This window comes from Paenibacillus wynnii (genome assembly GCF_000757885.1).
GTDB classification, from domain to species: Bacteria; Bacillota; Bacilli; order Paenibacillales; family Paenibacillaceae; genus Paenibacillus_AQ; species Paenibacillus_AQ wynnii.
In genome coordinates this window covers 433,765-460,483 of the sequence record NZ_JQCR01000003.1, presented here as the reverse complement: position 1 = coordinate 460,483, position 26,719 = coordinate 433,765, and the positions used below count along the sequence as shown (strand labels likewise).

The window sequence follows — 26,719 nt, the reverse complement described above, 5'->3', positions numbered from 1 at the left end:
CAACTTACTCTGCAAACAGAATAAATTAAATCATTGACGTTCAAATATAACTGTGTTATCTTGAGTTAGTAACTAATAGTTAGTACATTTATTTAGTTCACTTATTGATTAATATTAACCACGATAATAAACCTGGAGGTTTTCAGTATGAGTACTTTTACAGATTTAGTTCAATCCCGCAGATCTGCTAATAATTTTGTGGAGGGCATCAAGATCCCTCGTAATGAGTTGGAAGATATGTTCTCACAAGCACGGCTAGCACCCTCGGCCTATAATCTTCAACATACACATTACAAAGTCATAGCTGACGAGAATGTAAAAGAAGAGATTCGCAACGGAGCTTACGGCCAATATAAAATCCATTCGGCCTCCGCAGTCATTGCAGTGCTCGGGGATAAGCATGCTTATCTGCAAGCACCTGAAATTTACGGCGGACTTAAGATGCTCGGAGCTATGACAGAGGAGCAATTTGATCAAACCATCGAATCCATTAACAACGCCTACATAGGAAATGACACCTTCCAACGTGAAGATGCCATCCGTAATGCCTCGCTCTCTGCCATGCAGTTCATGCTCATTGCCAAGGATAAAGGCTGGGATACTTGCCCGATGATCGGCTTCGATCCGGAAGCCATTAAGGCGACATTACAGCTGCCTGAGAATCTTGTTCCTGTCATGCTTATCACCATCGGCAAAGATAACCAACACAAGATCAGACCCCGCGGATACCGCAAGCCTGTGAATGAATTCGTAGAATTTATAGGTGTATAAGGAAGTAGAAGAAATCGAGTAGGAGGGGGCGGCAAGCCCCCGACCTCTCACACCACCGTACATACCGTTCGGTATACGGCGGTTCATGAAATATTCCGTAAGGAGTGGTATCTGTCCATTAAGCTCTTGAGTCCATTGGCTTCCCAGTATTGGTTATTCAATGCTCGTGACAAAATTGGACTCCCTGCAATTCGCCAATACCCTTTTCGGGTACTCCCCCACTCATAGGCTTTATCCTTGGGCATACCCAAGGATATTAGCCTTTTGACTTTGGTTCTTGGGTTCTTCCATTGCTTCCATAGGCACATTCTTAGCCTTCTTCGAACCCACGCGTCCATCCTTTGAAAGATACTTGGCGTATCCGCAAGCGAGAAGTACCCGCACCATCCCATAAGATAGTGGTTTAGTTCCTTCATTCGCTCTTCCATCTTCATTGATTTCTTTCGGGAGGTTATCTCTCGAATTCTGACCTTTGCTTTCTGTAAGGACTGCTTTGCAATTCTCACTTTCGGCTCTTTGTCTTTGCTATAACTAAACCCTAGAAACTTCCGTTTCCATGGACGGTCTACCGCGCTCTTGGCTTGGTTCACCTTCAATTTTAGCCTCGTCTCGATGAATCGGGTGACGGATGCCTTGACTCGTTCGCCTGCTCTTGACGTTTTCACATAGATATTGCAGTCGTCCGCATAGCGGACGAAGCGGTGTCCACGTTTCTCTAATTCCTTGTCCAATTCGTCCAAGACGATGTTGGATAATAACGGACTCAAAGGACCGCCTTGTGGCGCGCCTTCCGTAGTCGGCTTTACTAACCCGTTTTCCATCACGCCCGACTGAAGGTATTTACGTATAAGCAGAAGAACTTTCTTGTCCTTCACTTTCTCCGAAATCTTCATCATTAGACGGTCATGGTTGACGCGATCAAAGAATTTCTCCAAGTCCAAATCAACTACGAATCGATATCCTTCTTTCATGAATGTTCTGGCTTTACTTACGGCATCATGTCCCCGCCGTTTGGGGCGAAATCCATAACTGTACTCGGAAAACTGTGGATCGAACAATGGAGTTAATATCTGAGCGATCGCTTGCTGGAGCATTCGGTCTGTCACGGTAGGAATGCCTAACTTCCTGACACCTCCGCCATTCGGTTTCGGGATTTCGACCCGACGTACGGGGCTCGGCTCATAGGTTCCCTCTTCTATCGCTTGCCGCAAGTTCTGCCAGTTTTGTACGATGTGTTCGCGTAAGGATTTTACGGACATTCCATCTACACCATGGCTTCCTTTATTAGATTCGACACGCTTTAACGCTTGTAGAAGATTTTCCCGTGACAGCATCTGATCCAACATTTTTTTTACCTCTCTTTACGTGATTTGCACTTTCCTCTTGTGCCGAAGATGAATTCTGCCCTGCCGAAGACCCCCACGGAATTCACCGCTTCCTTCTTCAGTCAGGTCCTTTCGGAAATTCTGCTGTCATGACTCATCTTGAACGCCTGGATGCACAAATACCTATTTCATGTTCAGCCCTTCCGCAGCTGTTGCAACAACTTGCGTACTATGGCGTCTGCTGACTTCTGTACGTTCATCCTGCTTTCACAAACAAGGTTACGGAGTTTGCTCCGCGTTTCGTACAGATCTCCCCAGGTAAGAACGCTATCTTTCCCTCCATCTATCCGCCTCATTTACTCTCGCTCGCCTTCGGCAGTACGGATTTTGACTTGTGTTGCAGCCTTATCCAACGAACGTTAGCCTTATATGAGGTTCGTGTTCCTCGAACCAGAGGTTTGCCGCCGACTTCCTTCAGATTCCACCTCACAGTGGACACCCTTGTCTTAAGCTAATGGCTACTACTGCCTTCACCATTCGGGACTTCCACCCTATAGATAGCGCCCATGCTGGGCGCACAACAAAGAAGCTGTCCGGCGCATATGCCGGACAGCTTCTTTACATTTTAAAGGGAGGTCTGTTCATTCCCTAAGTTTCACTACAGTCTTTACTTACACCTTCTTGAACCGCCACAGTACACTTTGGAAGTCCCCGTGAAGATCCGGGAGCGGAAGTCCGGCATACATCAAGTGATCTCCACCGTAGATGCCTCCCCCTTCAACCCACTCATAGTCAGCTTCCGGGTCGAGACCCTTAAGACGCAAATGATGCAAAGGATCATTAGGCTCAGCCAGTACCCGGGCATATACGACAACGGCTTCCGACTTATCTTCGGAGACAATTAGCCAAGAGGTTTCATTGCCTTCAAATGGACTAAGAAGTCTATACTGATCACCGAATTGAACGAGGCTGCGCAGCTCTTTATACAGTGCTACCTGCCCGCGTACAATTTCTTTCTCCTCTTCGGAGAACTTCGTTAAGTCCAACTCATACCCGAAATTTCCAGACATTGCAATATGGCCCCGCAGCTCAAGGGAAGTATTCCGATGAACCTGATGGTTCGGTATAGCTGATACATGACTGCCCATGGAGCTTAGCGGATAAACAATACTTGTGCCATACTGAATTTTCAGTCGGCTGATTGCATCCGTATTATCACTTGTCCACGTTTGCGGCATATAATACAGCATGCCTGGATCAAAGCGGCCACCGCCTCCCGAACAGCTCTCAAATAACACATTAGGGAATTCAGAAGTGATCCGTTCAAGCACGCCGTAGAGACCTAAAATATAACGATGAGCTGTCTCCCGTTGTCTTTCTGAAGGCAACAGTGCTGAACCAATCTCCGTCATATTCCGGTTCATATCCCATTTCACATAAGTGATCGGTGCGCTGCGCAGAACATCGGCAATACGATCGCCAATTGCTTGACATACATCCTCACGCGAGAAATCAAGAACAAGCTGCATCCGGCCTACCGTTCTGCGGCGGTTAGGGACATGCAAGCACCAATCGGGGTGCTGGCGGTACAACTCACTATCCGGTGAAATCATCTCAGGCTCGAACCAAAGGCCGAACTGCATGTCCAAGTTATTCACCCGTCGTGCCAAATCATCCAATCCGTCCGGTAGTTTCTTAGGATCCACGAACCAGTCACCCAGTGAAGTTTTGTCATCATCTCTGTGACCAAACCAGCCATCGTCGAGAACAAATAACTCCAAGCCGAGCTCACTGCCGGCCCGGGCAATATCCTCTATTTTGTCAGCGTTAAAGTCAAAATAAGTCGCTTCCCAGTTGTTAACCAAGACTGGACGAGTCTGGTCACGGAAGGTGCCGCGGCATAGGCGGGTACGATATAATTTATGATAGGTTCTGGACATAGAGCCGATTCCGTCAGCTGAGAATACCAGAACAGCTTCTGGAGTCTGGAATGACTGTCCCGCTTCGAGCAGCCAGTTGAAATCAAATGGGTTAATTCCGATCGACAGACGGGCAGTTTGATACGGTTCCACCTCTACTTGCGCGGAGAAATTACCGCTATATACAAGACTTACTCCGTACACATCACCATGATCTTCATCAGCACCTTTAGAGAGAAGCGCTACAAACGGATTATGACCATGACTGCTTGCCCCTCTGCGACTTTCAACGCCTTGCATTCCTGAAGCCAGTGCTCTTCGCTCCATATATCTTTCCCGTGCCCATGAACCCGACAAATGTAGCATATCGTAGTTAGAATCACGGAAATCAATGCTCATACTAAGACCACGCAACAATTTCAGGGAATCCGTTCCTTCATTCACAAATCGAACAGAACGAGTGATTGCATTCAATTCATTAAACACAGTATAGGATAAAATAATACGCATCCCTGCCGTAGCATCGAACAACTCCAACTCCAGCGTTTCTGCTTCATCCTCATGCTCAGCATAAGTAGAAGGAAGTCCTTCTAGCGAAGGTTTGCCTTTGTAAATCCGGTGCTTATCGTAAATAGCTTCAGAAGCAGTAGTTCCGTTCTCGGCTTGAATCTGATAGGCGGGGTGACGAAAATCTCCAACGCCGTAAGCAGGGTATTCCTGCGGTAATGTATCATAGGAGATCGTCATATCCTCCGGAAAAGGACTTGGGGAGAATGAGCATCTTTCTGCGCGTTGCAGGATGGTGGACAGTCCTCCTGATCGGATTTTCCTACCCCAATATACATGTACTGGTACTCCCACATGGAGAAGCTGAATAACATAGCTGGTTTCTTTACTTTGTAGATGAAAGATACGTTCCTTAGAGTTATATTGTATTCCCATGATACCCTCCATTTTTCCACTGTTCTGTAATTTTCAAATCAGATTTCATTATATAATGAAATCGCTTCATTATCACTCCAACAATTCCACAAAAAATCTTTCACTTTTTAACATACTTCAGTATTGCAATAGCTGCCCGTTCCCTACGCTCAAAGTCATCACTGTGCAGAGCCTTCTTCAGAATCTCTAGTGCTTCACTGATAGTCTTGTCATCTACATGCACAGTTGTCCTGGAATCCGATGGATTCCCCAGGAGGTTTGAACTCCATTGATCTAACTGCGCCCTAGCTATTGGATGCTGGAATTGAGTTATCATCTGCGGCTGAGCCAGAAGCTCTTGCACCTCTATATTTAGTTCAGCACGCGGGATTCGGGTTAACCAAGTCACACCTCTGCGATGACACAGACCATTATCCGGTGTGTCTGACCATTCATCATAGAAATAATCCCCAAGGTCACCTAAATGAACCGTATCTTCATCCGCAAACAATATATAATCCCCATCCTGCATCGAATGTACAAAAAGTTTAACGGCCTCAAGCCGGTTCATCAGAAATTCGCTGTTAGACCCGTAGGCATTCACTAATCTTTCCATGACTTCGGCTTCATCAAGGTTCTCCATATTTCCTACTCCACGAAGTTCTATACTAACAAAGTTATCATCGAGAAACTTCGAGATATGCTCAACACCATAAGGATCAGCTTTCATTTGATACAGGTTCAACTGTATTCCACCATCTTTCGTTATCAAGTAATAGGTTCCGATAGTTATAAGCTATCATCTTCCTTTATGTAGTCAATAAAATGCTTATAATACCCTGTGGATCGATCATTTACAAATTGACCGTCATTACCCGGATCTTCTAATAATTTATACAGAGCAGGGCCGCCAGTGTAAGGCTCAACTACGCAAGAGCGAATCTTTGTCGCTTGAATGGCTTTGCGTGGACATGAATAGATACAGCGCATGCACCAGATGCATTCTTGTCCGAAGGAAATCCCGTCCTTGCCTTCTGCAATATTAGATGTAGGACAGTCTCTAACACATTTCAGGCATAGTGTACAAGAAGCTGTAATCTTCAATCCTTTTGCAAAAACCTTACCTCCATGAGCATCCTCAAAGTAATATACCATTTTTAGTGTTTTCTCAAGAACTGGATGGATTCGCAATACTTTTGGCGTTCGACATAGGACTTCCTCTGCCAAGATTTCCACCTTATGCAGCGCCGTCTTGTAGAGCTGTTTATTCAACCGATCATCATACTTCATAAAAAAGTTGCAGGGCATCGCAAAGATGGAATTATGAAAGGTATTATAACCTTTATTTCGCAAGCATCGAATAACCGTGTTCGAAGCTCCATGATTAACGTAATGCGGGGAGGAGGCAGTCTTGAACACAAAAGTAGAGGTCCCGGCGCTATCAGGTAATTGCTCTGCAAAACGTTCGACAATACCGGAGGCACCGAATCCAAGGACAGGATGACCTATTCCGATAAGACCATATGCTTCATAGTCTACAGATTGCTGACCCTTAAGAATGTTCTCCATTCTAAACAAATCCGGCCTTTGATCCTTTCGTTCTAATGCATCCGCTATGCGCTTGGCAATGATCTCCGTATTGCCTGTACCTGAGAAATAAAAGATAGCTGCCTTCCGATTCTGCATTCTATCCCCTCCGCATTGTTATTTACATTAAGCATTATATCCTTTGAAGATCTCGGCCTGCTGCGAGATTCTTTTATAAGAAAAACAAAGAAATCCGAAGATATAAAGCGCTTACAAAAGAAATGAGCCGATAACCTCTCCAAATTTGAACTATTTGCGTTTTTACTATTTTGGGCATTCGGGTTATAGTTTAACTATCAACTCAAGGATAAATACTCTACTAGAAGGAAAGCTTGGCGAAAGGTAAAATCTATTCGGTAAGTAATCTTTAGTAGCAGAAGTCCTAGAGGATTGATACTATATCTTTTATCCTAACGATAAAAATTTCAATTTCATCTTTCTAACGAAATGGTATGAGCTTCTTAAAGCTTAAATGATGAATAATCAACCCAATCGTAAATAGAAAATGAAACGACGAAATTTATCGGATAGGATAGGCAGAAGTTATGCCACCTCGGACGATTTCTATCGAAAGAGTGCAAAGGATAGGATAAGGAGTCTGAGAAGAACATGGGTATAGTGATTACAACGTAAACCCCTACTATTGATGAGGTTATCAATAATAGGGGTTTTACGTGTGTGAATTCATCCTTCTAATTCTTAACATGTGATTGGCTCCCTTTTGAAATTCATATGGAACCTCTATTTCTTCAACAGTCCAGCCTTGGCTAACTATATGCTCAATTAAAGGGTCTAAATGTTCATATCTCTGGCTGGATAAATCCACTAAAGGAAAAATACGAATTTCTTCTTTTGTTACACGCATCAGTTCCTTAAGGGTTTGCATATGAAAATCATAATCCAGACGATCCCCGTACATAAATAAAAAATGCGCCGATAGCGTCAAATCGAATTCTTGATCACGGAATGGCAGCTCAGGCAGTACTGCAGGAATATAGCGCTCTGAAGCGGACCTACGATCCTGTATACTGTCCGTTAGTGCTTCTATCCTTATCTTTCTTAAGCCGTCAATCGACTTAAAATACTCCCATACAAAGTTGTCTTGCACCTTATCCAACTGATACATAGCATGCTCTATATCCTGTAAGCCCTTTTGGGCCAGGATTTCCGGAGAATGGAAATAGGCAATGTCAGCGGCGGTTGCATCAGCGCCCAGAGGATTGGCCTTAGCTATGAATGAACAGGCACCCGCCGGACAATCGAGTATTCTTCGTCCCGTCAATTCCTCCTGCCTCAGATCAAACATCCGCATATACTCATCAAAAGTTCTTCCTATGAACACGATCCGGTCTAAATCCAGCTTAGGCTCTGCTCCACTCATAAGATCTCACCTTTCTTAGGTTCCCGTCTCATCTGAGATTTTACAAAGCATAACACATCTTTTCTCTTCAATAACAGGTGACAGTTCCTAACATTAAAAATATGAAAGACCCTTACGAGAATGCTTCGGAAGGGTCTTTCGCTATCGATATCGCAAATCTGATCACACGGAGATTAACTTAGTTTTTTTATAAGAATTGAAGCATTTACGTTTGCTTGGGTTCCTCCAGCCAAAGACTGCAGGGTAACCGCTGCAGATGAGCTATGGTTCCGCAAGGTCAGTACATCCCCGGAAGCTAGAGCAATTATAACCTGCCCCGTGTTTTGCTGAGTACCAGCTCCTGAACCGTATATCGTTCCAGCTACGAGTACCCCATTTTGAAATAATCCAAATTGGTTAGGTTCTACTCCCGATACTGAAAAATTAACCTCATAAATACCCGCATCGGTAACCATTATTTCAGTAGTCCCCGGTGCATGTGTTATTCCGGGTGTAAGAATACCGTTCGTATCAAAAATTACATCAGCCTCGATCGGAACTACTCGGGATGCCAAGTTATAAATGTACCCATACTGGGATAATCCACCTGCTGCTCCCGTTGCTCCCGTTGCTCCGGCTGCTCCTGTGGCACCTGCGGGTCCCGGAGATCCAGTAGCCCCGGTAGGCCCTGCTGCACCCGCTGGTCCGGCAGGACCAGCTAACCCTATAGGTCCGGCAGGACCTACTGGACCTGGAGGACCTGCGATCCCACCAGGTCCTACGACTCCCGCGGGACCTACTGGACCTACAGGGCCTATAGCACCTGCGGGTCCAATAAGTCCGGCTAATCCCGCTAATCCTGCGGGTCCGACCGCCCCCAAGGCTCCGGTGGCACCTAATGCTCCAGCCGCTCCTAAAGCTCCGGCTGCTCCCAAAGCTCCAGCTACACCTGCTGCCCCCAAAGCTCCGGTGGCACCTAATGCTCCGGCTGCTCCCAAAGCTCCAGCTACACCTGCTGCTCCCAAAGCTCCGGTGGCACCTAATGCACCCGCCGCTCCTAAGGCTCCAGCTGCCCCCAAAGCCCCGACAACACCTGCTGCTCCTAATCCTCCGGTGGCGCCAACTACCCCTGCAGCACCTATGGCTCCTGCTGCTCCTATGGCTCCTATTGCACCTGCTGCTATAGCTTCTGGAGTAATATTAACACGTACAATTTGCCTTTTGACGATAATCTCATTACAACCTTTGCTTCTTGCGGAGCACTTTTTCTTGGAAGGCTTTCTTTTCTTCAACGATAAATCGCGTTTTTTGATACTCTTCTTATACTCAGTACGCCCCATATTTGACACCTCCCTATAGACCTTTTGTATACTACTCCATTTACCTACAGGGGGCATGGACTTTTGTCTTGTAGACAAATATCTATTTATTTACAGTTTGAGGGGGGACGAGCGGTTACGAATCCTCAAAAAAGGCTGCCCACCAAAAGGAAGATATCTTCCATGATGAGCAGCCTTGCCAACCCTTTTTATTTTCTCAGCCTAAAGCGGGGATGTATACCGACTGTATTCAATTCCCATTTCCTTGAAGCTATCTCCGACCTGCTCCAATAAAAATGAATTCACACCCTCCGCCCCTAACCAGTGGAGTCCAAGCACCATACCCGCAGAAGTCTCGGCGGCGAATAGGATCGAGAACATATCGGGGCTTATTTTACCGCCGTCATCTACACGCCATACCGAATATTCCTCCTCAGTGGTGGCCGGGTAATTCATGAAGGTAAGCTGATCACCCTCTATAAGCACAAAACTGAATAGCATATTCTTTTCCTGCTTAAGGAATTGAACAAGAAATAGCTGACCCTTATCAGGGATATCAGCAAACTTCCAAATCTCCTCTATATCCCGTTGTTGAGCAGCGGTTATTTCTTTCTTAACACTTGCTTCTACCTCTGTAGAACCTTCGTCTGCATTCAAAGAATGGATAGTCAGCAGTGATTTCGTATTAAAATCTGCTCGATCCACCAGATAATAGGTCTGATCCGGGGCGGCTTTTCCTTCTTCAATGGTAAATAGATATCCGTCAAGATTGTTGAAGTTTTGCGCGGTATCCCTACCGTTGTTCAGCTCATTCACTGTCTGCTTTTTCACAAAATCTATAGAAAGAACATTCCCATTCTCCCCTATAGCACTGTTAAGCTGTACCATGAGTTTCTCCTCACCCTCATTCTGCCCCGTAACCAATAACTGCTTGCCTTCCCCGTCGGTAAATCCAAATATCGCTTTTAACTTTCCTTTATCCAGATATACTTCCGTTTGCTCCGATGAAGTGGGTTCAGGTGATGCCGATAGTTCTGGGGAAGCAGAAGCACTCCCTGCGTTGGGGGAAGGCAATGGACTTTGCTCATTGTTATTTGGATTTTTTCCGGAATCAGAACAGCCAAGCAACAACAGCAGAATCAGCGCGATGCCGGTGAATTTATACATTCTCATACCTCCCTGTGTATTTAAAATATATCCATGCTGAGATAACGTTCCCCTGTATCCGGAGCGATGCAAAGTACCTTTTTACCGGCCCCTATACGCCGTGCTTCCTGTAATGCAGTCCATACAGCGGCTCCACCCGATGGCCCTATCAGGATTCCTTCATGTGCAGCCATTGCTCGGACCGTGTCCAGTGCATCTTGGTCAGTCACTTGAATAATTTCATCATATACGCTTGTATTCAGAATCGCAGGTACAAACCCTGGACTCGTTCCCACAAGCTTATGCGGCCCAGGCTCTCCGCCTGATAGTACCGGTGATCCCTGCGGCTCCACAACCAGAATACGAATCTGCGGCAAATGCTCCCGTAGGACTTCACCCGTTCCTGTTATGGTGCCACCCGTTCCTGAAGTAGCAACGAATACATCCAGCTTCCCCTCCATCTGCTCCAATATCTCTATTGCGGTCGTTGTCCGGTGAATATCAGGGTTAGCTTTATTCTCAAACTGTTGTGGGATAAAACTGTTCTCTACCTCCCGTCCGAGCTCAAGCGCCTTGGCAATTGCCCCGGGCATACGTTCTGCTGCAGGAGTGAGCACGACATCAGCACCGTATGCTTTTAGAATATTAATCCGTTCCTTTGTCATATTGTCAGGCATCACTAAAATGGCCCGGTACCCCTTAGCCGCCGCATTCATAGCCAGCCCTATTCCAGTATTTCCACTTGTCGGTTCAATAATAGTACCGCCCGGCTTTAATAGGCCATCCTTTTCAGCCCGGTGAATCAGATTGTAAGCCGCACGGTCCTTAACGCTGCCACTTGGGTTGAAGTACTCCAGCTTAACATATAGTTCAGCATCACCGGGTCCAGTTAAACGGTTCAAGCGTACGACAGGTGTATCCCCGATCAGCTCCGTAATATTGTTGACTACTTTGTGCTTCATAGAGAGCCTCCTTCATTCCAGTTCACTTCAGAATCATTGTACCTTGGCGGATGTCTCCTGTCGATTCAGCCATGGGCAGTAGAAAAAGCCGTCTCCCCTATAACAGCGGGACACGGCTTCCTAGTTTTGAAGTTTAAGGATTAACGTTAATCGTAAAGGTCGAAGTGTTGTTCTTAATAGCCGTGACCGTGTTTGTAATCTTCAAATTATTGAAGGTTACCGAACCGACTGCCGGGCCTTGACCGGCTTCAGCAGCCTCATTCACCCAGATACCGACACCTGATTTAGCGTCAAAAGCATCCCCGCTCTTCTGTGCGCCGGAAATCGTAATGTTCGTAAAGATCGTATCTGTTACCGGATTCTGCGGAGTAGAGCCGGAGTAGTTAGTTTGGAACATGATCCCATGATAGGTTGGATCGATGATATCCACATCACTGACCCGAATACCTTGGAATACCTTAGAGGCCGAGAATACCCAGATGGCCGGGAATGTCTGCTGGCCCCAGAAATGACCGCCTGCACGGACAATGGTAATGTTCTGGAAGTTCGTAGTCGGAGAAGCTCCAAATCCATTCATCGGATAACCGAAGTCCAGTGAACTGATCGTAATACCCGAATAACAAAGCGTATCTGCAATGTAAATGTTGCGGAAAGTATTAGCATAACCGCCATAAACGGCTACACCCGCCGCGCGCCAAGTTAGAATTGAAGTCAGATTCTCATACACATTATCCTTCATATCTGCTCCACCGGAATCAATCGCAGAGAACAATGCAAAGCTGTCATCCCCAGTGGCTCTAGCTTCCACATTGGATACCAAATTGTTCGTACTGCCGTTAGTCATATTAATACCATCGGCAAAGGTGTTGCGAATACGCGAGTTTGTAATTTTCATGTTGTCTGTGTTAGCTCCCCAGTACATACATACCTGATGTTCTGTCCAAATGTTGTCTATGGTAATGTTAGCTACATTTGAGAAGTCGAATACTTTTCCGGGGCCGTCTATACGTGAAGTGTAATTGCCGAAGTAAGCAAAATTCGCAAAGGTTGATCCGTTTGCCGTATCGCTTGCTCTGAATCCGATATCGGTATTGGCCTGGCTATTCGGAGCTACAAACCGAGTGTACCAAGGTCCGGCGCCAATCACTTTTACCGCTTTGCCATAGACTTGAAATTTGCTTGAAGTCTCATAAGTTCCAGTTGGCAAATATACACCTACGAGATTACCGGTTGTGTCCATACGAACTTTATCCAGTGCATTTTGAACGTCCTGATGTGTGAAACCGGCAGGGACTGCATATTTCGCCGGGTCTGGATTGGCCATCGGTGATACCTGTTCCAAACTGATGAAGTCTATCGCATATTGTGAAGTGTTCACGGAATCTTTCTGTAATTTAATTGTACTTCCGGCTGGGATTGTAGAATCGAACATGATATTTGCTTCATCATAGATATGACGCGGAGAACCGGAACTCGGCGAATTGCCTGGGTTTATCTCCGATCCGTATAACCACGCATATTTGGAGGTAAGGCTAATCGCCTTACTGAAGACTCCATTCACATAGATGTTAAGCGTAGCATTGGTTCCATCCCCGCTGGCTCCATCAGGAATAGAGAAGCGAGTTACAAGGGTGTTAGTGCTCGCTTTAGTCGTGAATTCCACATAACTTCCTGTAGTATTCAGTGTAACCGCCCTTCTACCGGATGCCTCTCCAGCGAGGTCGCCAATATTACGATTGGCAGTAAGCTTAACCGCTCCGCCGCCGACAATGCCATCCTCTGCTTCATACATATCGTAGGGCATATTAGCCCCACGGCCTATAAAGAGAGATTGTGTCGCGATATTATTGGCCCGCTTTACAGGAAGTTCATTTGTATCTACAGCAATTTCACTTTTTACGTTGTATTTGCCGTTCCCAGCAGTCCAGCTTCCCATACTGACAGGGACAGTGGTTGCACCGGCAGCAATGACTCCGTTATAAGAACCCGTTAAGGTCTTAACCACTGCATTAGTCGTAGCATCTGTAATGGTCAGCGTGATGGCATGAGCACCCGTTGCAGAAGCAGCAGTACCTTGGTTCTTGATAGAAACCGAGAAGCTTACCAGATTGCCTCCCGCAGGATTGCCTGGCGTCCAGCTTACGGGGGAGGCAATCAGATCGGAACTTGAAACGGGTGCAACAATAAGTGACGTTGGGTTAGTAAAACTGTTGTTAGCTTCATTTAATTCAATGACGGCATTACTTTCATCGACCTTTGCGCTTAAAGTGTAGGTCGCTGCGTCTTTTGCACCTATGTTAAGAGTTACATTGCTAGTAGCGCCTGCTGCCAGAGAAACAACAGGAGCCGAACCGACAAGTGTAGACCCTAAGTAGAAGCTAACGTTTGTTACACCTGAAGCAGTTGTACCGATATTTTTGACAGTTGAGGTTAATGTAATAGCATCTGTCTCTACCGGAGTAGACGGTGTCCATGACATCGCTGTTACCGTTAAATCCGGATTGGCAGCCGGTGTTCCTATGATTTGAAACTCAGCAATCTGACCCGCACTTGATCCTGAATTTGCTGTGAATTTCAGTTGAACTTCACTGGCAGTAGCAGTGACCGGAATGGTTACAGAGTTTCCACTAGAAGGATTGAAAGTATAAACTGTCGCAGGCACAAGATTGGAGAAGACCGATGTATTCTGAGCATGACCAAGGATTTGAATCGTTTGGGTACGAGTTGCCCAAGTAGAAGCTGGATTCAGCTTCAGGACCACAGAGGAAATGTTGGCATTGCTACCCAAATTTATACTGAGTGAATTCGGATAACTTCCCCCTGCACCTTCCCAATACGTGTTAACATCCCCATCATTGGAGTTGCCGGGTACAAAGGTAAACACTGATGACGAGGCACTAACTGTTTTGTTCAGAGCTAAATTAGTACCGGGCCCTGTTGTCGGTGTAGCCGTTGGTGTTGCTGTTGGTGTTACGGTTGGTGTTGGTGTTGCCGTTGGTGTTGCTGTCGGAGTGACGGTCGGTGTAGGTGTGGGAGTTGCTGTCGGTGTTGTAGATGGGCTGACATTTAAGTTGTCCAAGTTAACATTACCGGTGTCCGTAGAGTCGTATTTATAAGTGATCGTATTGACACCTGCCGTTAAAGCTACTGTCTCGATCTTGGTTGACCAAGTATCCCAGTTTGCTAAATTCACAAGTGAAGTTTGTTTAATTTTAGTGCCATTGACATAAAGGCTAACCGTCTTTGTACTGCCTGAGGCATTAGCGTATCTCAACGCTGCATCATAATTCCCTGCGGAAGCAGCGTTGACGGTGAATGTTGTAGTGGCACCTGATGCCAGATAACCGTCAACAAAACCCGTTCCCGTATACCCGGTATGGTCCGTATTTATTTTGGCACCGCTGGATAATGCTGCCGCTTCCGCTTCATAGGCTCCTGAAGGTATAGAAGTCGTTCCATACACTTCCAGTTCAGACAGCTGTGCTGCCGGCCAAGCCGTATTGGCTGTGAAATTCACTTTTATATATCTCACGCTTGCTGCTGATAAGTTAATGGTAACCGTATTCGATGCACTTGCTGGACTAAACGTATAGTTGGCAGAAGACACTAGATTAGTATAAGTAGAGTCATTACTACTTCCTTGTACAGATAGGGTTTGCGTTCTTGCCTCCCATGTCGGCGGAAGCTTGAGTACAACCTGGTTTACGGAACTGGTTCCGCCCAAATCTACTCTGATCCATTGCGGAAAAGCATTACTGGCACTCTCCCAGTAGGTTCCCTGATTAGAATCGTTCGCGTTCGACGCTACATACACATCCCCTACCGAGCTTGAAGTGATACTTTTGCCTTGAGCCAAATTCCCGGCAGCTGAACTAACAGACGGAAAAAGCGCCAATTGCCCTGCGATTAATGCAATAGTTAATAGATACATAAGTACTGATTTCCTTGCAGAAGATTTACGTTTTATCACTTTAACAACCTCCTCCAAAATTTTGTGGAGCTGCGTCACGGCCAGGATCACTTTCGTCAATCTGTTATTGTATACGCTTTCAAAAATTATCTCCTTATAAAGGACCGCCTCCTAATTATCAATATTCAAGCACCTTATGGAGCCCTAGTGTCTTACTGACAGTCTGTTTTATCAAAACCTCCGAATGACTCTCTAGACTCACATAAAAAAGAACGGTCATCCTTTTGCTTCATCTGCATAGCTGCAATTTCGCAAAAGGTGTGACCGAACCTCGGAGGATGCTTGTACCCTAATTAATGCCCTAACTCTTATTGGTAATAATATAAGAGATAGCATTCTTTAAGGCGATGGCAAATTCTATGATTTGTGTGTGTTATATTACGTTCTTATCCTTATTTTCCATTAATTAGCTCTAAAGTCCTAACTAACTACACATTAAATCTGGCTACCAACCCTTGAAGCCCCTTAGCCATTGTACTTAATGCGCTCGCGGAGGAAGCAATTTGTTCCACAGAGGCCATTTGCTCTTGTGAGGCTGCCGAGATATTTTGGGTATTCCCAGCGGTAGTTTCTGAGATTTGAGTAACCGAACGAATGGATTCAACAATGTCTTCAGTAGCTGCAGAAATTTCCTCTACCGCACCCGACACTTCCTGAACCTCAACCATACTACCTTTCATTTTGCTCATAGCCAGATCAGCATCCGATTGAATAGTCTGAGCCATGTCCGCGATACGGTTAGCAGATTCTGCCGACTGCTCAGCCAACTTCCGCACCTGATCGGCAACCACAGCAAAACCTCTGCCCTGCTCTCCTGCACGGGCGGCCTCTATCGTCGCATTCAGCGCCAGCATATTAGTCTCAGAGGCAATTCCTTTTATAACACCCACAATGGTTCCAATCTCCTGGGAGTGGCTCACGAATCCATTCACCTGTTCGGAGAGGGTCTTAATGGACAAATTGATCGATCCCATCTGATTAATGGCGGCTTGTATGGACTTATCCCCCGTAACCGCGAATTCAGAAGAACGCAGTGATGCCTCGGAAATATCCTGAACACTCGCTGAAATTTGCCCGATACCCACTGAAATCTCCGAAAGTGTTGTCATATTCATCTGCAAATCACTCATCTGCTGGCCTGCTCCTGATGCTACTTCCCCCATAATGTCAGCGATTCTTTCAGTAGCCCGTGCGGTTTGGCCGCTATCTGAAGTTAGCTTGGCAGAGGAAATCGCCAGACCTGCCGCCGATTGGGTAACCTGTCCAATCATGGCTCCAAGATTTTCTGTCATTTTATTAAAGTTGTTAGCCAATTCACCAATCTCGTCCTTTGTACGAACATTCAGCTTGCGCGTTAGATCCGCGTCCCCGGAGGCAATTTCTCTTAGCTGTTTGTTCACATCATGCAGCGGTCTAACAATACGTCCCGAGATTAACAGGGCAAGGATCGCTGCCAATGCAACCGATAAACCCGTCACACCAAGACTGACAATCATAGCGAGTTGACGGTGGGAATCCGCTAGATTTTGATCGCTTTGTATTTCCTTTGTAAGCATCTCCTGAAACACCACCTGAGAGTCAATCAAGGAATCCAAGGATAAACCGGTGAATTTGTTATGCGCACTCGGGAAGTTGCCCTCTTTTGCCAGCGCGAAGGATTCCTTCAGTACATTTAAATACTTATTCCATCGGTCTTCCAAGTCTGTTATTCCGATCTGTTCACCTTCACTCAGTCCATTATTCTTCAACTCTGTGATCGCAACTGTTATCGTAGGAAGAAGTTCGTCATACTTTGTCTGATATGTATTTCTATTCTCTTCCGTATTACTCATAATATAACGCGAGCCCAGTTCGTCTGCTGTCCGAATTTTATCCGTCAGATCCTGAACCATAGATAACTTATTCCAATTACGGTTAACCTGATCTGTCAGCATAGAAGCCATGATCCATTCTTCCGTATCCTTATGCAACTCTATGTATTTTTCTATCCTAAAGGCGAAAGCTTAAATGAATCTGAAAAATCAGCTCAACACAAAAAAACCGCTTACCTGAGCTGTTGCTCCCTAGTAAGCGGTCTTAAAAAAATCACTCATACAAATTTCCACTAGCCAACTCGGCCAGCTTGCCCTCATGGAGCACGATCAAACGACCGCGTTTTCTTTCGATAATGCCTTCTTCTATAAAACGCTTTACAATTCGGTTGAGATGACGGTAGCTTGTGCCCAGCAATTCTGCGGTCTCCGTTAAGGTTGAAGTACGAATCTCCTCTACATACTGTCCTGTCCCTTGATCTGCGAATAGAGAGAGTAGATAGCTGGCAAATCGATTTTCCACAGGATATAGAAGATTCAAGGCGGAAGTCTGGCCTAGGGTATACAGCTTATGGCTTAACTCACCTACCAGAAATCGCAGCAGTGTAGTATTATTCTCAAGCTCTTTGAACATCAGTTTTTTACCAGCAACAAACAGCAGGCTGTCTCCGACAGACTCGACTTGATTTTTAACCGGATACTGCCGAAGCAGCTCTACATCCCCAATAATTGAGGTAGGCCTAGCGAATCTTACCAGCATGGATTTGCCGTTTGGGAGCAGCGTATGGATTTTTAGCTTTCCTTCGACTAGTATGAATAACCCTTCCAGTACATCACCCACAGAGCATATAGCCTCTCGATCCCCATATCGCCGCAGCTCCATCTCCTGAATAACCTCTGAACTAAAAATTTGATCCAGGCCGTTCTTTTCCGCTAATACACGGGCAGCTACCGGATCATAGATTGTCTGCATGTACTCCACCTTCTCTTCTCCCACTCGTTAATCTATAAGATTTCTTGAAGTAATAATGATTACTTCCAATTTCGATTCGATTCGATTAAATGGTTATAAAACCGATACCATCCAATGAATCCAATAAGCAGCTGGTAAAAGTAATACTTGTGCAAGGATAGTTCCCAATAATCGCGACAGCATTAATAATCCAAAAACCTTACTTAGAGCAGAGAACTCTTTTTCTCCTCTTAGTACTTTATCAGTAATTAGACCTATTTGCGGATCAATGAGTAGGGTAAGTAAAATTGTAGCCATTCCATTGATTAAGCCGGAAGATTGTGACGCTGCAATCGAGTTTTCTGTTGTTAATGTTGAAGCAAGCAGAGCAGCTAATACACCGATTGTATAAATTGCGGTAACTACAACATTTAGAACCACGAGCCTTTTGGGGATGCCTCCAATTCTCAACCGAGACAGCATAGATAATTTAGGGAAGCGTAAATGAACTCGTGCATGTTTTATCTTTTGTAGGGAAACGGAAGAAAGAATCATTTGAGGGATGGACCCTGCAACTTCTAAATGGGATATTATCCTAGAGGACAGCAAGACAGCGGATGGAAAAAGTAATAGCGCTGTAAAAGTCCCTAATGTTGCTGCACCGATAATCATCTGAAACGAATCCATTATATTATAACCTGCATTATGTTTTACGAAATCTAAAATATTGCCGGTAAGTGGGCCCTGTAGCATATTAGCTGTTCTCGATATGAGCAATATGACTCCAGATAAGGACAAGGCCACAGCCAATTTCCCTAAACGTACACCCGCTAGACGAAGAGAATAAGTAAGGGTCTCGGATAGGTGAATAATAAAAGTGAACAAAGATACTAGTAAGACTTGCTCCAGCAATTAAACACCCCCTAACGTTCATGATGATCTCACTCCAGATACACCAAAACAAAAACATTTCGACAATCAAGACTCTTTTATTGTGAAAAATTCTCCTCATAGTCGCACCCACTTCTCAGACTTCCTCCGATTATTGTGCAAAATATTTATCCAACTCTCGTTGTGACCGGTACTGCGATAGATTGAAGGACTGCCATTTCGGGTAGGATGTAGCAGTGCTCTTCCATTCCTCCTTTAAATAAGTGTCCAGCATCCCGTTTTCTTCCCGGCTGAATTCAATCAAAATAGGTGTCGCTTCAGGAGAAAGAGTAAGCAAGTAATCCGTATCCAGTTTGCCGCTCACTTGATATCGTTCCATATTATTGTTCGCAATCATAACATCCATTCCTATATAGTTCATCAGGAGATAGGATGTCACACCCAGTAGAATATAACATTTTACCAGTGGAAGCCGTTGATAATGTATCCGTAGACCCGCAATAATCAGCAATATACCCAGAAATAGCATAAAGGCATGCACTAGAAATCGAATATAAGTATATCCGTAAGCTTCCTCATAAAGATCCAAACGTGTATAAGCGGAGTACAGCATTACCGTGGAGCAAGCAACCAATATATACAGAAGAACATTGATCATTTTGTTCTGTAATTCCTTACCCTTTTCGCCCAGTAGCAGTGTACTCATTAAGATCATAAAGTTAATGGATGTCACCATAATCAGCTCAAAAAATCCGTTCCGTGCATAATCTGCGTAAGAACTCCCCTCTGGCAGAATCCCTTCCCATGCCCCGAATAAATACGAGAATTGCACCACAACAAACAGTACATATACGGTATTCACGGCAAACAAAACAGTTGTTGCGATAATGGGATCAAGCTTAATGGAAGGGAAGAGTTCTGAGAAGTCCACAGCTTTCTTATTTGGCTTTTCTTCAGGTACATGAGGCTTCACAAACCCCCACAAATATCCGAAAAAACCCAGGCCGAGAGCAACTACCCAAAACGTGCGGATAAATCCTTCACCGAAAGAAATCTGGTTCAACCCTTGAGAAATCTCTGAAAGCACTTGATTAAAAATCCCATCCGCCGAGGAAAGTAACGATACAACCACCAACAGCAGTGGACAGGAAATCAATAATCCAATTAGAACTTTGCGGTATACATCCTTTTGCCCCTCCTTAACTTTGATTCCTGCTGTTTTTTTCAGAGAACCTAGTAGGTTGGCCCATTGCCTAAAGGTTTGTGGAAAAAGCTGCTCCAGAGCCTTCTTGATTAGAGAAGCAGATGCCCAGGATAATTGGCTTCGATGCAGCATGAAAGTCATATGTAGAATGATAAGCGCCGGAATGGCTATCAGATTAAGACTGAAGAAGAACGGGTTAGAGAACAGCACATAAGTTAAGGAGAGCAAGAGAATAGCACCCAGCCATGCATAACTGAACCACGTCGCCTTCCGAACCCTATCTTTACTGTAATAAAGCATATACATATAGTAAAAGACAACAAATATTGGATAAGAAACCCCGATGGCATTTCCATAAAAGAGATACTGATGTACGGCTGCCAACAGAAACCCAACCATTAATGCTGTATAAGCAGGCTCTTTTTTCGGCGTAATTTCATCTACCATGATTTGATACCCCCATTTTTTTACTTTCTGACCTTTATTTTAGATGATAAAATAAGAAGATAAAGAGAAATATAATTTTATTTATTTCCTATTTTGAAGGGATGCCTGTGCTATGAAGCTGCATGACCAATATTTGAAGCTGCATTCCCAACATGGAAGCTCAAACCAAATCGATGTTACATTGGACGAGTTGGCGCTAACCTTAGGCTGCACCCACCGAAATGCCCTTCATGTTGTGAATAAAATGGTAGCTCAGGACTGGATTTCCTGGACACCTAGTCGTGGGCGTGGACGCCGTTCTTTGCTGAAGTTTCTAATCCCCCCAGAAGATATAGCCGTGCAATCCATGATGCAGGCCATAAGTCGAAAAGATATAGGAAGTGCCATTGCAGGAATCAAAACCCATGCTAAATCCTCGGTGCTGCAGGATACGTTGCAAGGTTGGCTGCTTGCGTATTTTGGACATCATGCTGAGATGAACCATAACCGACAAATTGATACTCTAAGATTGCCTATCACCCAGCAGCTTCACACCTTTGATCCTCTCTATATGAATTTGCTTGCCGAGTCCTTTGTTTCTAGTCATGTGTTCGATGGCCTAGTTAGACGGGGAAGTAACCGGGATGAGATTGTTCCGAATCTCGCTCATGCCTGGGAGACCGATGAAAGCCGAACACTGTGGACTTTTTTCCTGCGAAAAGAAGTCCCTTTTCACCACGGGAAGGTTCTCAGTTCCAAAGACGTTGTATATTCCTTTCAGAGGCTCATTCAAAGTCCGCAGCGAACTCTATACAGCAGTATCTTCAAAGAAATTCAAGAAGTAACAGCCGTGAATCCATCCACCGTAAGAATCCAATTAAAAAGACCCAATGAGCTGTTCCTCCCCTTTCTCTGTACAAGCCGTGCAGCCATTGTCCCGCATGAGCTGGTGCAGTGGGGAGAGAGCGGCTTTGGCAGGAAACCCGTGGGAACAGGACCTTTTAAAGTCAGTGAAATGAATGAGAACCTATGTATCTTGGAGGTATTTCCCTATTACTTCCGTGGAAGAGCGCACTTGGATCGGGTGGAGATTCTGAATATTCCTTGGACGGTTGAAGCAGCTCTGTCCGAGTCCGGTTCTCCTTTTCACGTCATTCAGAATCCAACTCTTGAGGGCGAGGGTACTTGGAGCCGCATCCATTCGGAGTCTTTTATCCGTAAATTCGTCACCTGTAATACGCAAAAAAAAGGGCCGCTAAGCGACCCCGTCATTCGTGCTAACCTTATATCTTGTCTTAAGAATGACGCAACATTACCTGTTCATAAGCAACTGGTATCTATACCATCGATCCCCCTGCAAATTGCAACGATCTCTCAATATCAGGGAGATGCCGAATCTATTGCCGCCACATTGGCTGGACACGGTTATCTCTGCAAGGTTGTAACCTCTTCTCCCGAAGACTTCAAGGGTCCCATTCGCATGGAATCCGATCTGATTGTGTTCTCCTTGTTCCGGGATCAGGATGAGCAGCTCAGGCTATTCGACTTATACCGTACTTTATCACAGCATATAGAACAGCATATAAGAGCGGATGTTGAAGGGTGGCTGAACATCATTGCCCGAGAATCGAACTCTGTGGTAAGAGTACAATCTTTTCAACGCATTGAAGACCTGTTGATTGGACAGAATCACCTGCATATATTGCATGAAAAACCTATAGAAACCGCCTACCTGCCTTCTGTTCGCGGAGTGACTTTCAACAGTCAGGGCTGGGTAGATTTGCGGCATGTGTGGTTCCCGCCACTGTTATAGGCCTTCTGGTAATGTATTCATCAGACCTTTGCCAATGACATTGGCGGAGATGGGCGGCTTGCCAACCTCACGAGCCCACACCGAGAGCTGCCCAACATGATGAATTTCATGGGCAATGACATGGCGCATTACTTCTCCCCATGCATCTGTAACTGTGCTTCCGTCCGCGAGTGTATCCTCAAAAATCCGCCGCTCCAAATCTACATTCCAATCTAATACAAACTGTTCCACTTCCGGGCGGAATGCGGCATCCAGCTCACGTACCTTTTGTAGAGTGTTGTATTTCTCGAAATTTTCTTGAAAATCCGGTTTGCCTTGAATGGATCTAATCCAGCTCCACTCTACATCAGCAATATGGAAGAGCGTCTTCAAAATGCTTCCCACACCCCCGGTACGAGGCTTGAGGAGTTCTTCACTAGAAACATCCTCACACCACTGATACCATTCCTCCCGTACCTTCCAGTTGTATCGAAACAAGGTTTGCATGTAATTCCTCCTGGTTAATGGATTGGTAAAGCTTTCAAACAGTTTACCATCATTTGGGCGATGGCGGCCACGTTGGGCGAATCAAGAGTTGAGTAGGATCAGCGTGGGTGCTGGTGAGGCGCTCCGCGAACGGACCGTTGTTACAATCGCTCTTGTGTCCAGATTTTTTTCATTCCCCCTAAGCGGTGAAAATCCGGACACAAAGGCGACCGCTGACGCTTTTCCACAATCGTTCCGTCCTCTACGCTGTTTTCAGCGGAAAACAATACTCAAAATCTTCAATAACTAAATCAACTCGTTCGTGTGGCTAATGCAGCTGTTAATCGGCTAGACAAAGTCATCCTTGACTCCGCTTACCCTAGCCCCGCCAGTGGCCGTGACAGCTTCTTAAATGCTCTCCAAAGACAGCGTATACATACTCAAACGAAGAAGATTACGCCTTGGACGTACGCCGGATGAAGGAACCGGTAAGTATGTTTGGTCAACTGAAAAACAACCGGGGATTCCGGCAATTCCTGCTTCGTAGCAAGGAGAAAGTGACGCTTGAGGTCGGCTGGCTTTCGCTTGATCATCATTTCCTAAAGCAAGCCTCAGTAGAACAAAAACACAAAGCAGCGATTCTCCAATAAAGGGAGAATCGCTGTTTAAATGAAATTTTACAGTTTTGAGTATATAGAGGATCTGTCTTACACTCTCGAAATTACAAACTCATATTCGATAACTCCGTCAGACGGGATACGATATTCATCAAGAACAGGAGCACCCCAGCTATCATCACCGCCGACACCCATTTGCTTGCCCGCAACGGTAACTACCGTGTAATGTACTGGAGGCAGTTCATATTGGTGATACGCATTTTCCAGCTCAAATGCTGTGTAAGGCGAAATCCGACACTCTACAGGGTTGGCTACAGGAGCCGAAATCTTAATTCCGCTACCTTCATCATTTGTAACGGTTACGTTGCGGACCCCTGTACGATTTCCTGATTCCTGAGGTACGACATAACCGGAGAGACTATCTGCGGACTCGTTACGGAATCGGCCAAGTCTTGCTCCCTGATTACGGTCACTATAATTCTCGTCCGGCCCCAGCGCCAGCCAATCTAGATGGCTGTATTCCATCGGGATTTTGAAGCTCAGTGCATAAATCGGAAGATCGGGAAGACCCGCGGTCCCTTCATAACGGGATTTGACCATAATACTTCCGTCCGAAAGCACGGTATAAACAACAGTAACTTTAACATCCGCGCTAATATTCAAACGATAGCTGAACGTTACCGTCACTTCACCATCGCCTTCAACCAATGCAATATCGGTACACCTAGGCATCAGGCTCGCCGCATACCACGCCCCGGCATGGAATCCCATAGCTGTTCCTTTATCGTTGTCCGTAGCGGCCCGCCAGAATAAAGGAGCCGGAGGATAAGCAATAAGCTCTTTGCCGGAATAGTTCACCGATGTTAAACTGCCGATCCCTCTGGAGAACATGATGCTGAAATGTTTACCTTTGACGCCGATATTCACATCACCGTTGATCACTTTAAAATCATTCCGGTTCTCGGTCAGGCCCACATGTTGAACGCCTTCAACACTACCTTTAGCTTCATTAGTGAACACGGTCTGGCCAAAAGCAATTTCAAAACCTGCTTCTCCCCAAAGCTTGGCTTCCTTCAGCTTCAGTGAGGTATTTATCCAGTACTCACCACAAGCCGGAACTGAAGACCCATCCCATTGAAACGATACAAAAGCTTCACACTGCGGCTCGACCTGAACCTCCAACTTCCCGTTTACTAATTCCCCGGTCTCATTATGGATACTATAGTGCAGCTCGCAGTGGTCGGTTCCCTGGAACAAGCCCTCGTTCCGAATGGTTACTCCCGCAGTAGTGGGAACCAGCTTAATATCCTGATAGAGGAACTTAACTTCCTGCATCTTAGGAGACAGCTTCCGGTCCGCATAGACGATTCCGTCCGTACAGAAATTGTAGTCCGTAGCCCGGTCTCCGTAATCACCGCCGAAAGCCAAAAACTCCTTGCCGTAGCGGTCTTTTTTCATCATAGCCTGATCGATATAGTCCCAGATAAAGCCGCCTTGATACAGGGGATATTTCTGCTCCAGTTCACTGTATTTGCTCATTCCACCGAGTGAATTCCCCATGGCATGCATATATTCGCAGCTGATAAAAGGCTTCTGCGGATCGTTTAGCAGATATTCCTCAATGCTGTCCACCTTCGCGTACATCCGGCTTTCCATATCACTCGTAGCATCAAACCGGCGGTCGTGGAAGACCCCCTCGTAATGCACCAATCTCCCCGGGTCAACTTGCTTGAAATACTGCGACACTTTATAGATTACCTCTCCACCAAACGACTCATTGCCGCAAGACCAGATCAGTATGGACGGATGATTCTTGTCCCGTTCAACCATGGACACCGCTCTATCCATGACAATAGCGAGCCACTCCGGACGGTCGCCAGGAATCACCCATGAAGGCTCAACAGCACCTAGCTTTTGCCAAGATCCGTGGGTTTCGAGATTCATTTCATCGATAACATAGATCCCATATTCATCGCACAGAGCGTACCATTCACTTTGATTCGGATAGTGTGATGTACGGACCGCATTTATGTTGTTCTGTTTCAAGGTCATAATATCCCACAGCATATCTTCCATCGTAACCGCACGGCCTCTTCTACAATTGAACTCATGACGGTTGACGCCTTTGAAAAGAATCCGTTTGCCGTTAATACTCATAACCTTGTTCAGCATTTCAAACTTACGGAAGCCTACCTTTTGCGGAATCACTTCAACCAAAGTCCCCTGATCGTCATACACACTAATATAGAGACTGTACAAGTTAGGAACTTCCGCGCTCCATAGCTCAGCCTTTTGTATTTGAATACTCGCGGCAAGCTGCTCGCCTGTTATTGTTACATCAACTGAACCTGCTGATTGACCCGATGGATCAAGTAAGTTCAGCTTCACACTTCCAGAGAGTTTTCCCACCAAATCCAGACTTACAGATAGAACTCCATCCTGATAAGCTGCATCCAGATCCGTGCGTACGAATAAATCTCTCACATGAATCTGCGGTACGGTATACAAATACACTTCTCTAAAAATACCAGAGAACCGCCAGAAATCCTGATCCTCCAGCCAGCCGCCCGTACTACGTTGATATACTTCTACAGCGAGTTTGTTCTCACCATTCAGCCGCACATAAGAAGACAAATCAAATTCCGATGGAGTAAAGCTGTCCTCACTATAGCCAACAAACTCACCGTTAAGCCACACGTAAAAAGCCGATTCTACCCCTTGAAAAGATACCAACACCGGCTTGTCCTTCATTTGCTCGGGTATAGTAAATGTCTTTACATAGCTTCCCACCGGATTGTGGGTTTTGGATATTTGCGGCGGTCGTAGATACTCATGTCCATCCCACGGATACATCGTATTCACGTACTGAGGATTACCAAATCCTTGCAGCTGAATATGTCCCGGAACCGCAATATCGGCCCACCCCTCAGTAGAGAATTGCTCTTTATAAAAGTCCATAACCCTGCTAGACGGATTCTCAGCATAGCTGAATTTCCAGCTTCCGTTCAGGCTATGACGCAAGGCCATAGCCCCACCCTTCTCTGCCTCTTTCATACTCTCGTAATATTTATGATCCGAATGAGCTTTCAGCCTATTTACTGCAAATATACTTACATCCTCCAGCCAGTCTATGCTGGGTATCATCTCTTTCACTTCATTCACTCCCCCTGCCTAAATATTTGTGAAATCAAGTAACGTCTTTAGAGTGCAGCTAATTTAATAAGATGCGTTCTTATAGATTGTGAGAAAATATGAAACTC

The 26,719-nt window shown here is 45.5% G+C and carries 17 protein-coding genes and 1 pseudogene; 3 read left to right on the top strand and 15 right to left on the bottom strand.

What is annotated here, in order from left to right; all coding sequences use genetic code 11:
• The first annotated feature begins 147 nt into the window (after window positions 1-147).
• Window positions 148-771: a nitroreductase family protein gene (locus PWYN_RS17265; RefSeq protein WP_036654584.1), complete on the top strand. Its 624-nt coding sequence runs from the start codon at window positions 148-150 to the stop codon at window positions 769-771.
• Window positions 772-854: 83 nt separating this feature from the next.
• On the opposite strand, the gene ltrA is transcribed toward PWYN_RS17265, so the two are convergent.
• The 13 genes from ltrA to PWYN_RS17200 all read right to left on the bottom strand — a co-directional run bounded on the left by ltrA (window position 855) and on the right by PWYN_RS17200 (window position 20,585).
• Complete coding sequence (gene ltrA, locus PWYN_RS17260) at window positions 855-2,117, bottom strand: group II intron reverse transcriptase/maturase (RefSeq protein WP_036654580.1); 1,263 nt, start codon at window positions 2,115-2,117, stop codon at window positions 855-857.
• 650 nt (window positions 2,118-2,767) lie between these two features.
• Window positions 2,768-4,957, bottom strand: a complete 2,190-nt coding sequence (locus PWYN_RS17255) for an alpha-galactosidase (protein WP_036654577.1) — start codon at window positions 4,955-4,957, stop codon at window positions 2,768-2,770.
• A gap of 100 nt (window positions 4,958-5,057) precedes the next feature.
• The gene (locus tag PWYN_RS17250; RefSeq protein ID WP_157261205.1) at window positions 5,058-5,708 is read right to left on the bottom strand and encodes a hypothetical protein; all 651 of its coding nucleotides are present in this window, start codon (window positions 5,706-5,708) and stop codon (window positions 5,058-5,060) included.
• A 17-nt stretch (window positions 5,709-5,725) separates the two neighbouring features.
• Window positions 5,726-6,622, bottom strand: a complete 897-nt coding sequence (locus PWYN_RS17245) for an EFR1 family ferrodoxin (protein WP_036654572.1) — start codon at window positions 6,620-6,622, stop codon at window positions 5,726-5,728.
• A 571-nt stretch (window positions 6,623-7,193) separates the two neighbouring features.
• Complete coding sequence (locus PWYN_RS17240; RefSeq protein ID WP_036654570.1) at window positions 7,194-7,904, bottom strand: class I SAM-dependent methyltransferase; 711 nt, start codon at window positions 7,902-7,904, stop codon at window positions 7,194-7,196.
• A 173-nt stretch (window positions 7,905-8,077) separates the two neighbouring features.
• Window positions 8,078-9,223, bottom strand: a complete 1,146-nt coding sequence (locus PWYN_RS17235; protein ID WP_052088076.1) for a BclA C-terminal domain-containing protein — start codon at window positions 9,221-9,223, stop codon at window positions 8,078-8,080.
• 201 nt (window positions 9,224-9,424) lie between these two features.
• Window positions 9,425-10,369 carry a hypothetical protein gene (locus tag PWYN_RS17230; protein ID WP_036654568.1) on the bottom strand — a complete coding sequence of 315 codons (945 nt, stop codon included), beginning with the start codon at window positions 10,367-10,369 and terminating at the stop codon, window positions 9,425-9,427.
• Window positions 10,370-10,389: 20 nt separating this feature from the next.
• The gene (cysK, locus tag PWYN_RS17225; RefSeq protein WP_036654566.1) at window positions 10,390-11,310 is read right to left on the bottom strand and encodes a cysteine synthase A; all 921 of its coding nucleotides are present in this window, start codon (window positions 11,308-11,310) and stop codon (window positions 10,390-10,392) included.
• Window positions 11,311-11,443: 133 nt separating this feature from the next.
• Window positions 11,444-15,241: a galactose-binding domain-containing protein gene (locus PWYN_RS17220; protein ID WP_052088490.1), complete on the bottom strand. Its 3,798-nt coding sequence runs from the start codon at window positions 15,239-15,241 to the stop codon at window positions 11,444-11,446.
• Between the two features lie 467 nt (window positions 15,242-15,708).
• A complete protein-coding gene (locus tag PWYN_RS17215) occupies window positions 15,709-17,223 on the bottom strand; it encodes a methyl-accepting chemotaxis protein (RefSeq protein WP_052088074.1) in 1,515 nt (504 codons plus the stop codon).
• A 142-nt stretch (window positions 17,224-17,365) separates the two neighbouring features.
• The gene (locus PWYN_RS17210) at window positions 17,366-18,064 is read right to left on the bottom strand and encodes a Crp/Fnr family transcriptional regulator (protein ID WP_036654562.1); all 699 of its coding nucleotides are present in this window, start codon (window positions 18,062-18,064) and stop codon (window positions 17,366-17,368) included.
• A 93-nt stretch (window positions 18,065-18,157) separates the two neighbouring features.
• Complete coding sequence (locus PWYN_RS17205; RefSeq protein ID WP_036654561.1) at window positions 18,158-18,955, bottom strand: lipid II flippase Amj family protein; 798 nt, start codon at window positions 18,953-18,955, stop codon at window positions 18,158-18,160.
• Window positions 18,956-19,085: 130 nt separating this feature from the next.
• The gene (locus tag PWYN_RS17200) at window positions 19,086-20,585 is read right to left on the bottom strand and encodes a DUF4153 domain-containing protein (RefSeq protein ID WP_036654559.1); all 1,500 of its coding nucleotides are present in this window, start codon (window positions 20,583-20,585) and stop codon (window positions 19,086-19,088) included.
• Window positions 20,586-20,697: 112 nt separating this feature from the next.
• Here PWYN_RS17200 and PWYN_RS17195 point away from each other — a divergent pair, with 112 nt between their 5' ends.
• Window positions 20,698-22,377, top strand: a complete 1,680-nt coding sequence (locus PWYN_RS17195) for an ABC transporter substrate-binding protein (RefSeq protein ID WP_036654557.1) — start codon at window positions 20,698-20,700, stop codon at window positions 22,375-22,377.
• Here the strand turns inward: PWYN_RS17195 and PWYN_RS17190 are convergent.
• Entirely contained in the window at window positions 22,372-22,863 is a 492-nt protein-coding gene (locus tag PWYN_RS17190) for a DinB family protein (protein ID WP_036654555.1), read from the bottom strand. The two genes, PWYN_RS17195 and PWYN_RS17190, sit on opposite strands and share 6 nt — an antisense overlap.
• Before the next feature lie 422 nt (window positions 22,864-23,285).
• On the opposite strand from PWYN_RS17190, the pseudogene PWYN_RS17185 reads away from it, so the two are divergent.
• Window positions 23,286-23,492 (top strand): annotated as a pseudogene (locus tag PWYN_RS17185) (transposase); the annotation flags it as partial.
• A gap of 57 nt (window positions 23,493-23,549) precedes the next feature.
• On the opposite strand, the gene lacZ reads toward PWYN_RS17185, so the two are convergent.
• A complete protein-coding gene (gene lacZ, locus PWYN_RS17180) occupies window positions 23,550-26,603 on the bottom strand; it encodes a beta-galactosidase, LacZ type (protein ID WP_036658775.1) in 3,054 nt (1,017 codons plus the stop codon).
• Between the last annotated feature and the right edge of the window lie 116 nt (window positions 26,604-26,719).

What these genes read in the sequence shown, in the direction of transcription:
- ltrA (WP_036654580.1), bottom strand. Translation starts at nt 2,117, where the DNA reads ATGTTGGATCAGATGCTGTCACGGGAAAATCTTCTACAAGCGTTAAAG.
- PWYN_RS17255 (WP_036654577.1), bottom strand. Translation starts at nt 4,957, where the DNA reads ATGGGAATACAATATAACTCTAAGGAACGTATCTTTCATCTACAAAGT.
- PWYN_RS17195 (WP_036654557.1), top strand. Translation starts at nt 20,698, where the DNA reads ATGAAGCTGCATGACCAATATTTGAAGCTGCATTCCCAACATGGAAGC.
- PWYN_RS17215 (WP_052088074.1), bottom strand. Translation starts at nt 17,223, where the DNA reads ATGGCTTCTATGCTGACAGATCAGGTTAACCGTAATTGGAATAAGTTA.
- PWYN_RS17240 (WP_036654570.1), bottom strand. Translation starts at nt 7,904, where the DNA reads ATGAGTGGAGCAGAGCCTAAGCTGGATTTAGACCGGATCGTGTTCATA.
- PWYN_RS17220 (WP_052088490.1), bottom strand. Translation starts at nt 15,241, where the DNA reads ATGTATCTATTAACTATTGCATTAATCGCAGGGCAATTGGCGCTTTTT.
- PWYN_RS17245 (WP_036654572.1), bottom strand. Translation starts at nt 6,622, where the DNA reads ATGCAGAATCGGAAGGCAGCTATCTTTTATTTCTCAGGTACAGGCAAT.
- PWYN_RS17230 (WP_036654568.1), bottom strand. Translation starts at nt 10,369, where the DNA reads ATGTATAAATTCACCGGCATCGCGCTGATTCTGCTGTTGTTGCTTGGC.
- PWYN_RS17200 (WP_036654559.1), bottom strand. Translation starts at nt 20,585, where the DNA reads ATGGTAGATGAAATTACGCCGAAAAAAGAGCCTGCTTATACAGCATTA.
- cysK (WP_036654566.1), bottom strand. Translation starts at nt 11,310, where the DNA reads ATGAAGCACAAAGTAGTCAACAATATTACGGAGCTGATCGGGGATACA.
- PWYN_RS17265 (WP_036654584.1), top strand. Translation starts at nt 148, where the DNA reads ATGAGTACTTTTACAGATTTAGTTCAATCCCGCAGATCTGCTAATAAT.
- PWYN_RS17210 (WP_036654562.1), bottom strand. Translation starts at nt 18,064, where the DNA reads ATGCAGACAATCTATGATCCGGTAGCTGCCCGTGTATTAGCGGAAAAG.
- PWYN_RS17235 (WP_052088076.1), bottom strand. Translation starts at nt 9,223, where the DNA reads ATGGGGCGTACTGAGTATAAGAAGAGTATCAAAAAACGCGATTTATCG.
- lacZ (WP_036658775.1), bottom strand. Translation starts at nt 26,603, where the DNA reads ATGATACCCAGCATAGACTGGCTGGAGGATGTAAGTATATTTGCAGTA.
- PWYN_RS17190 (WP_036654555.1), bottom strand. Translation starts at nt 22,863, where the DNA reads ATGCAAACCTTGTTTCGATACAACTGGAAGGTACGGGAGGAATGGTAT.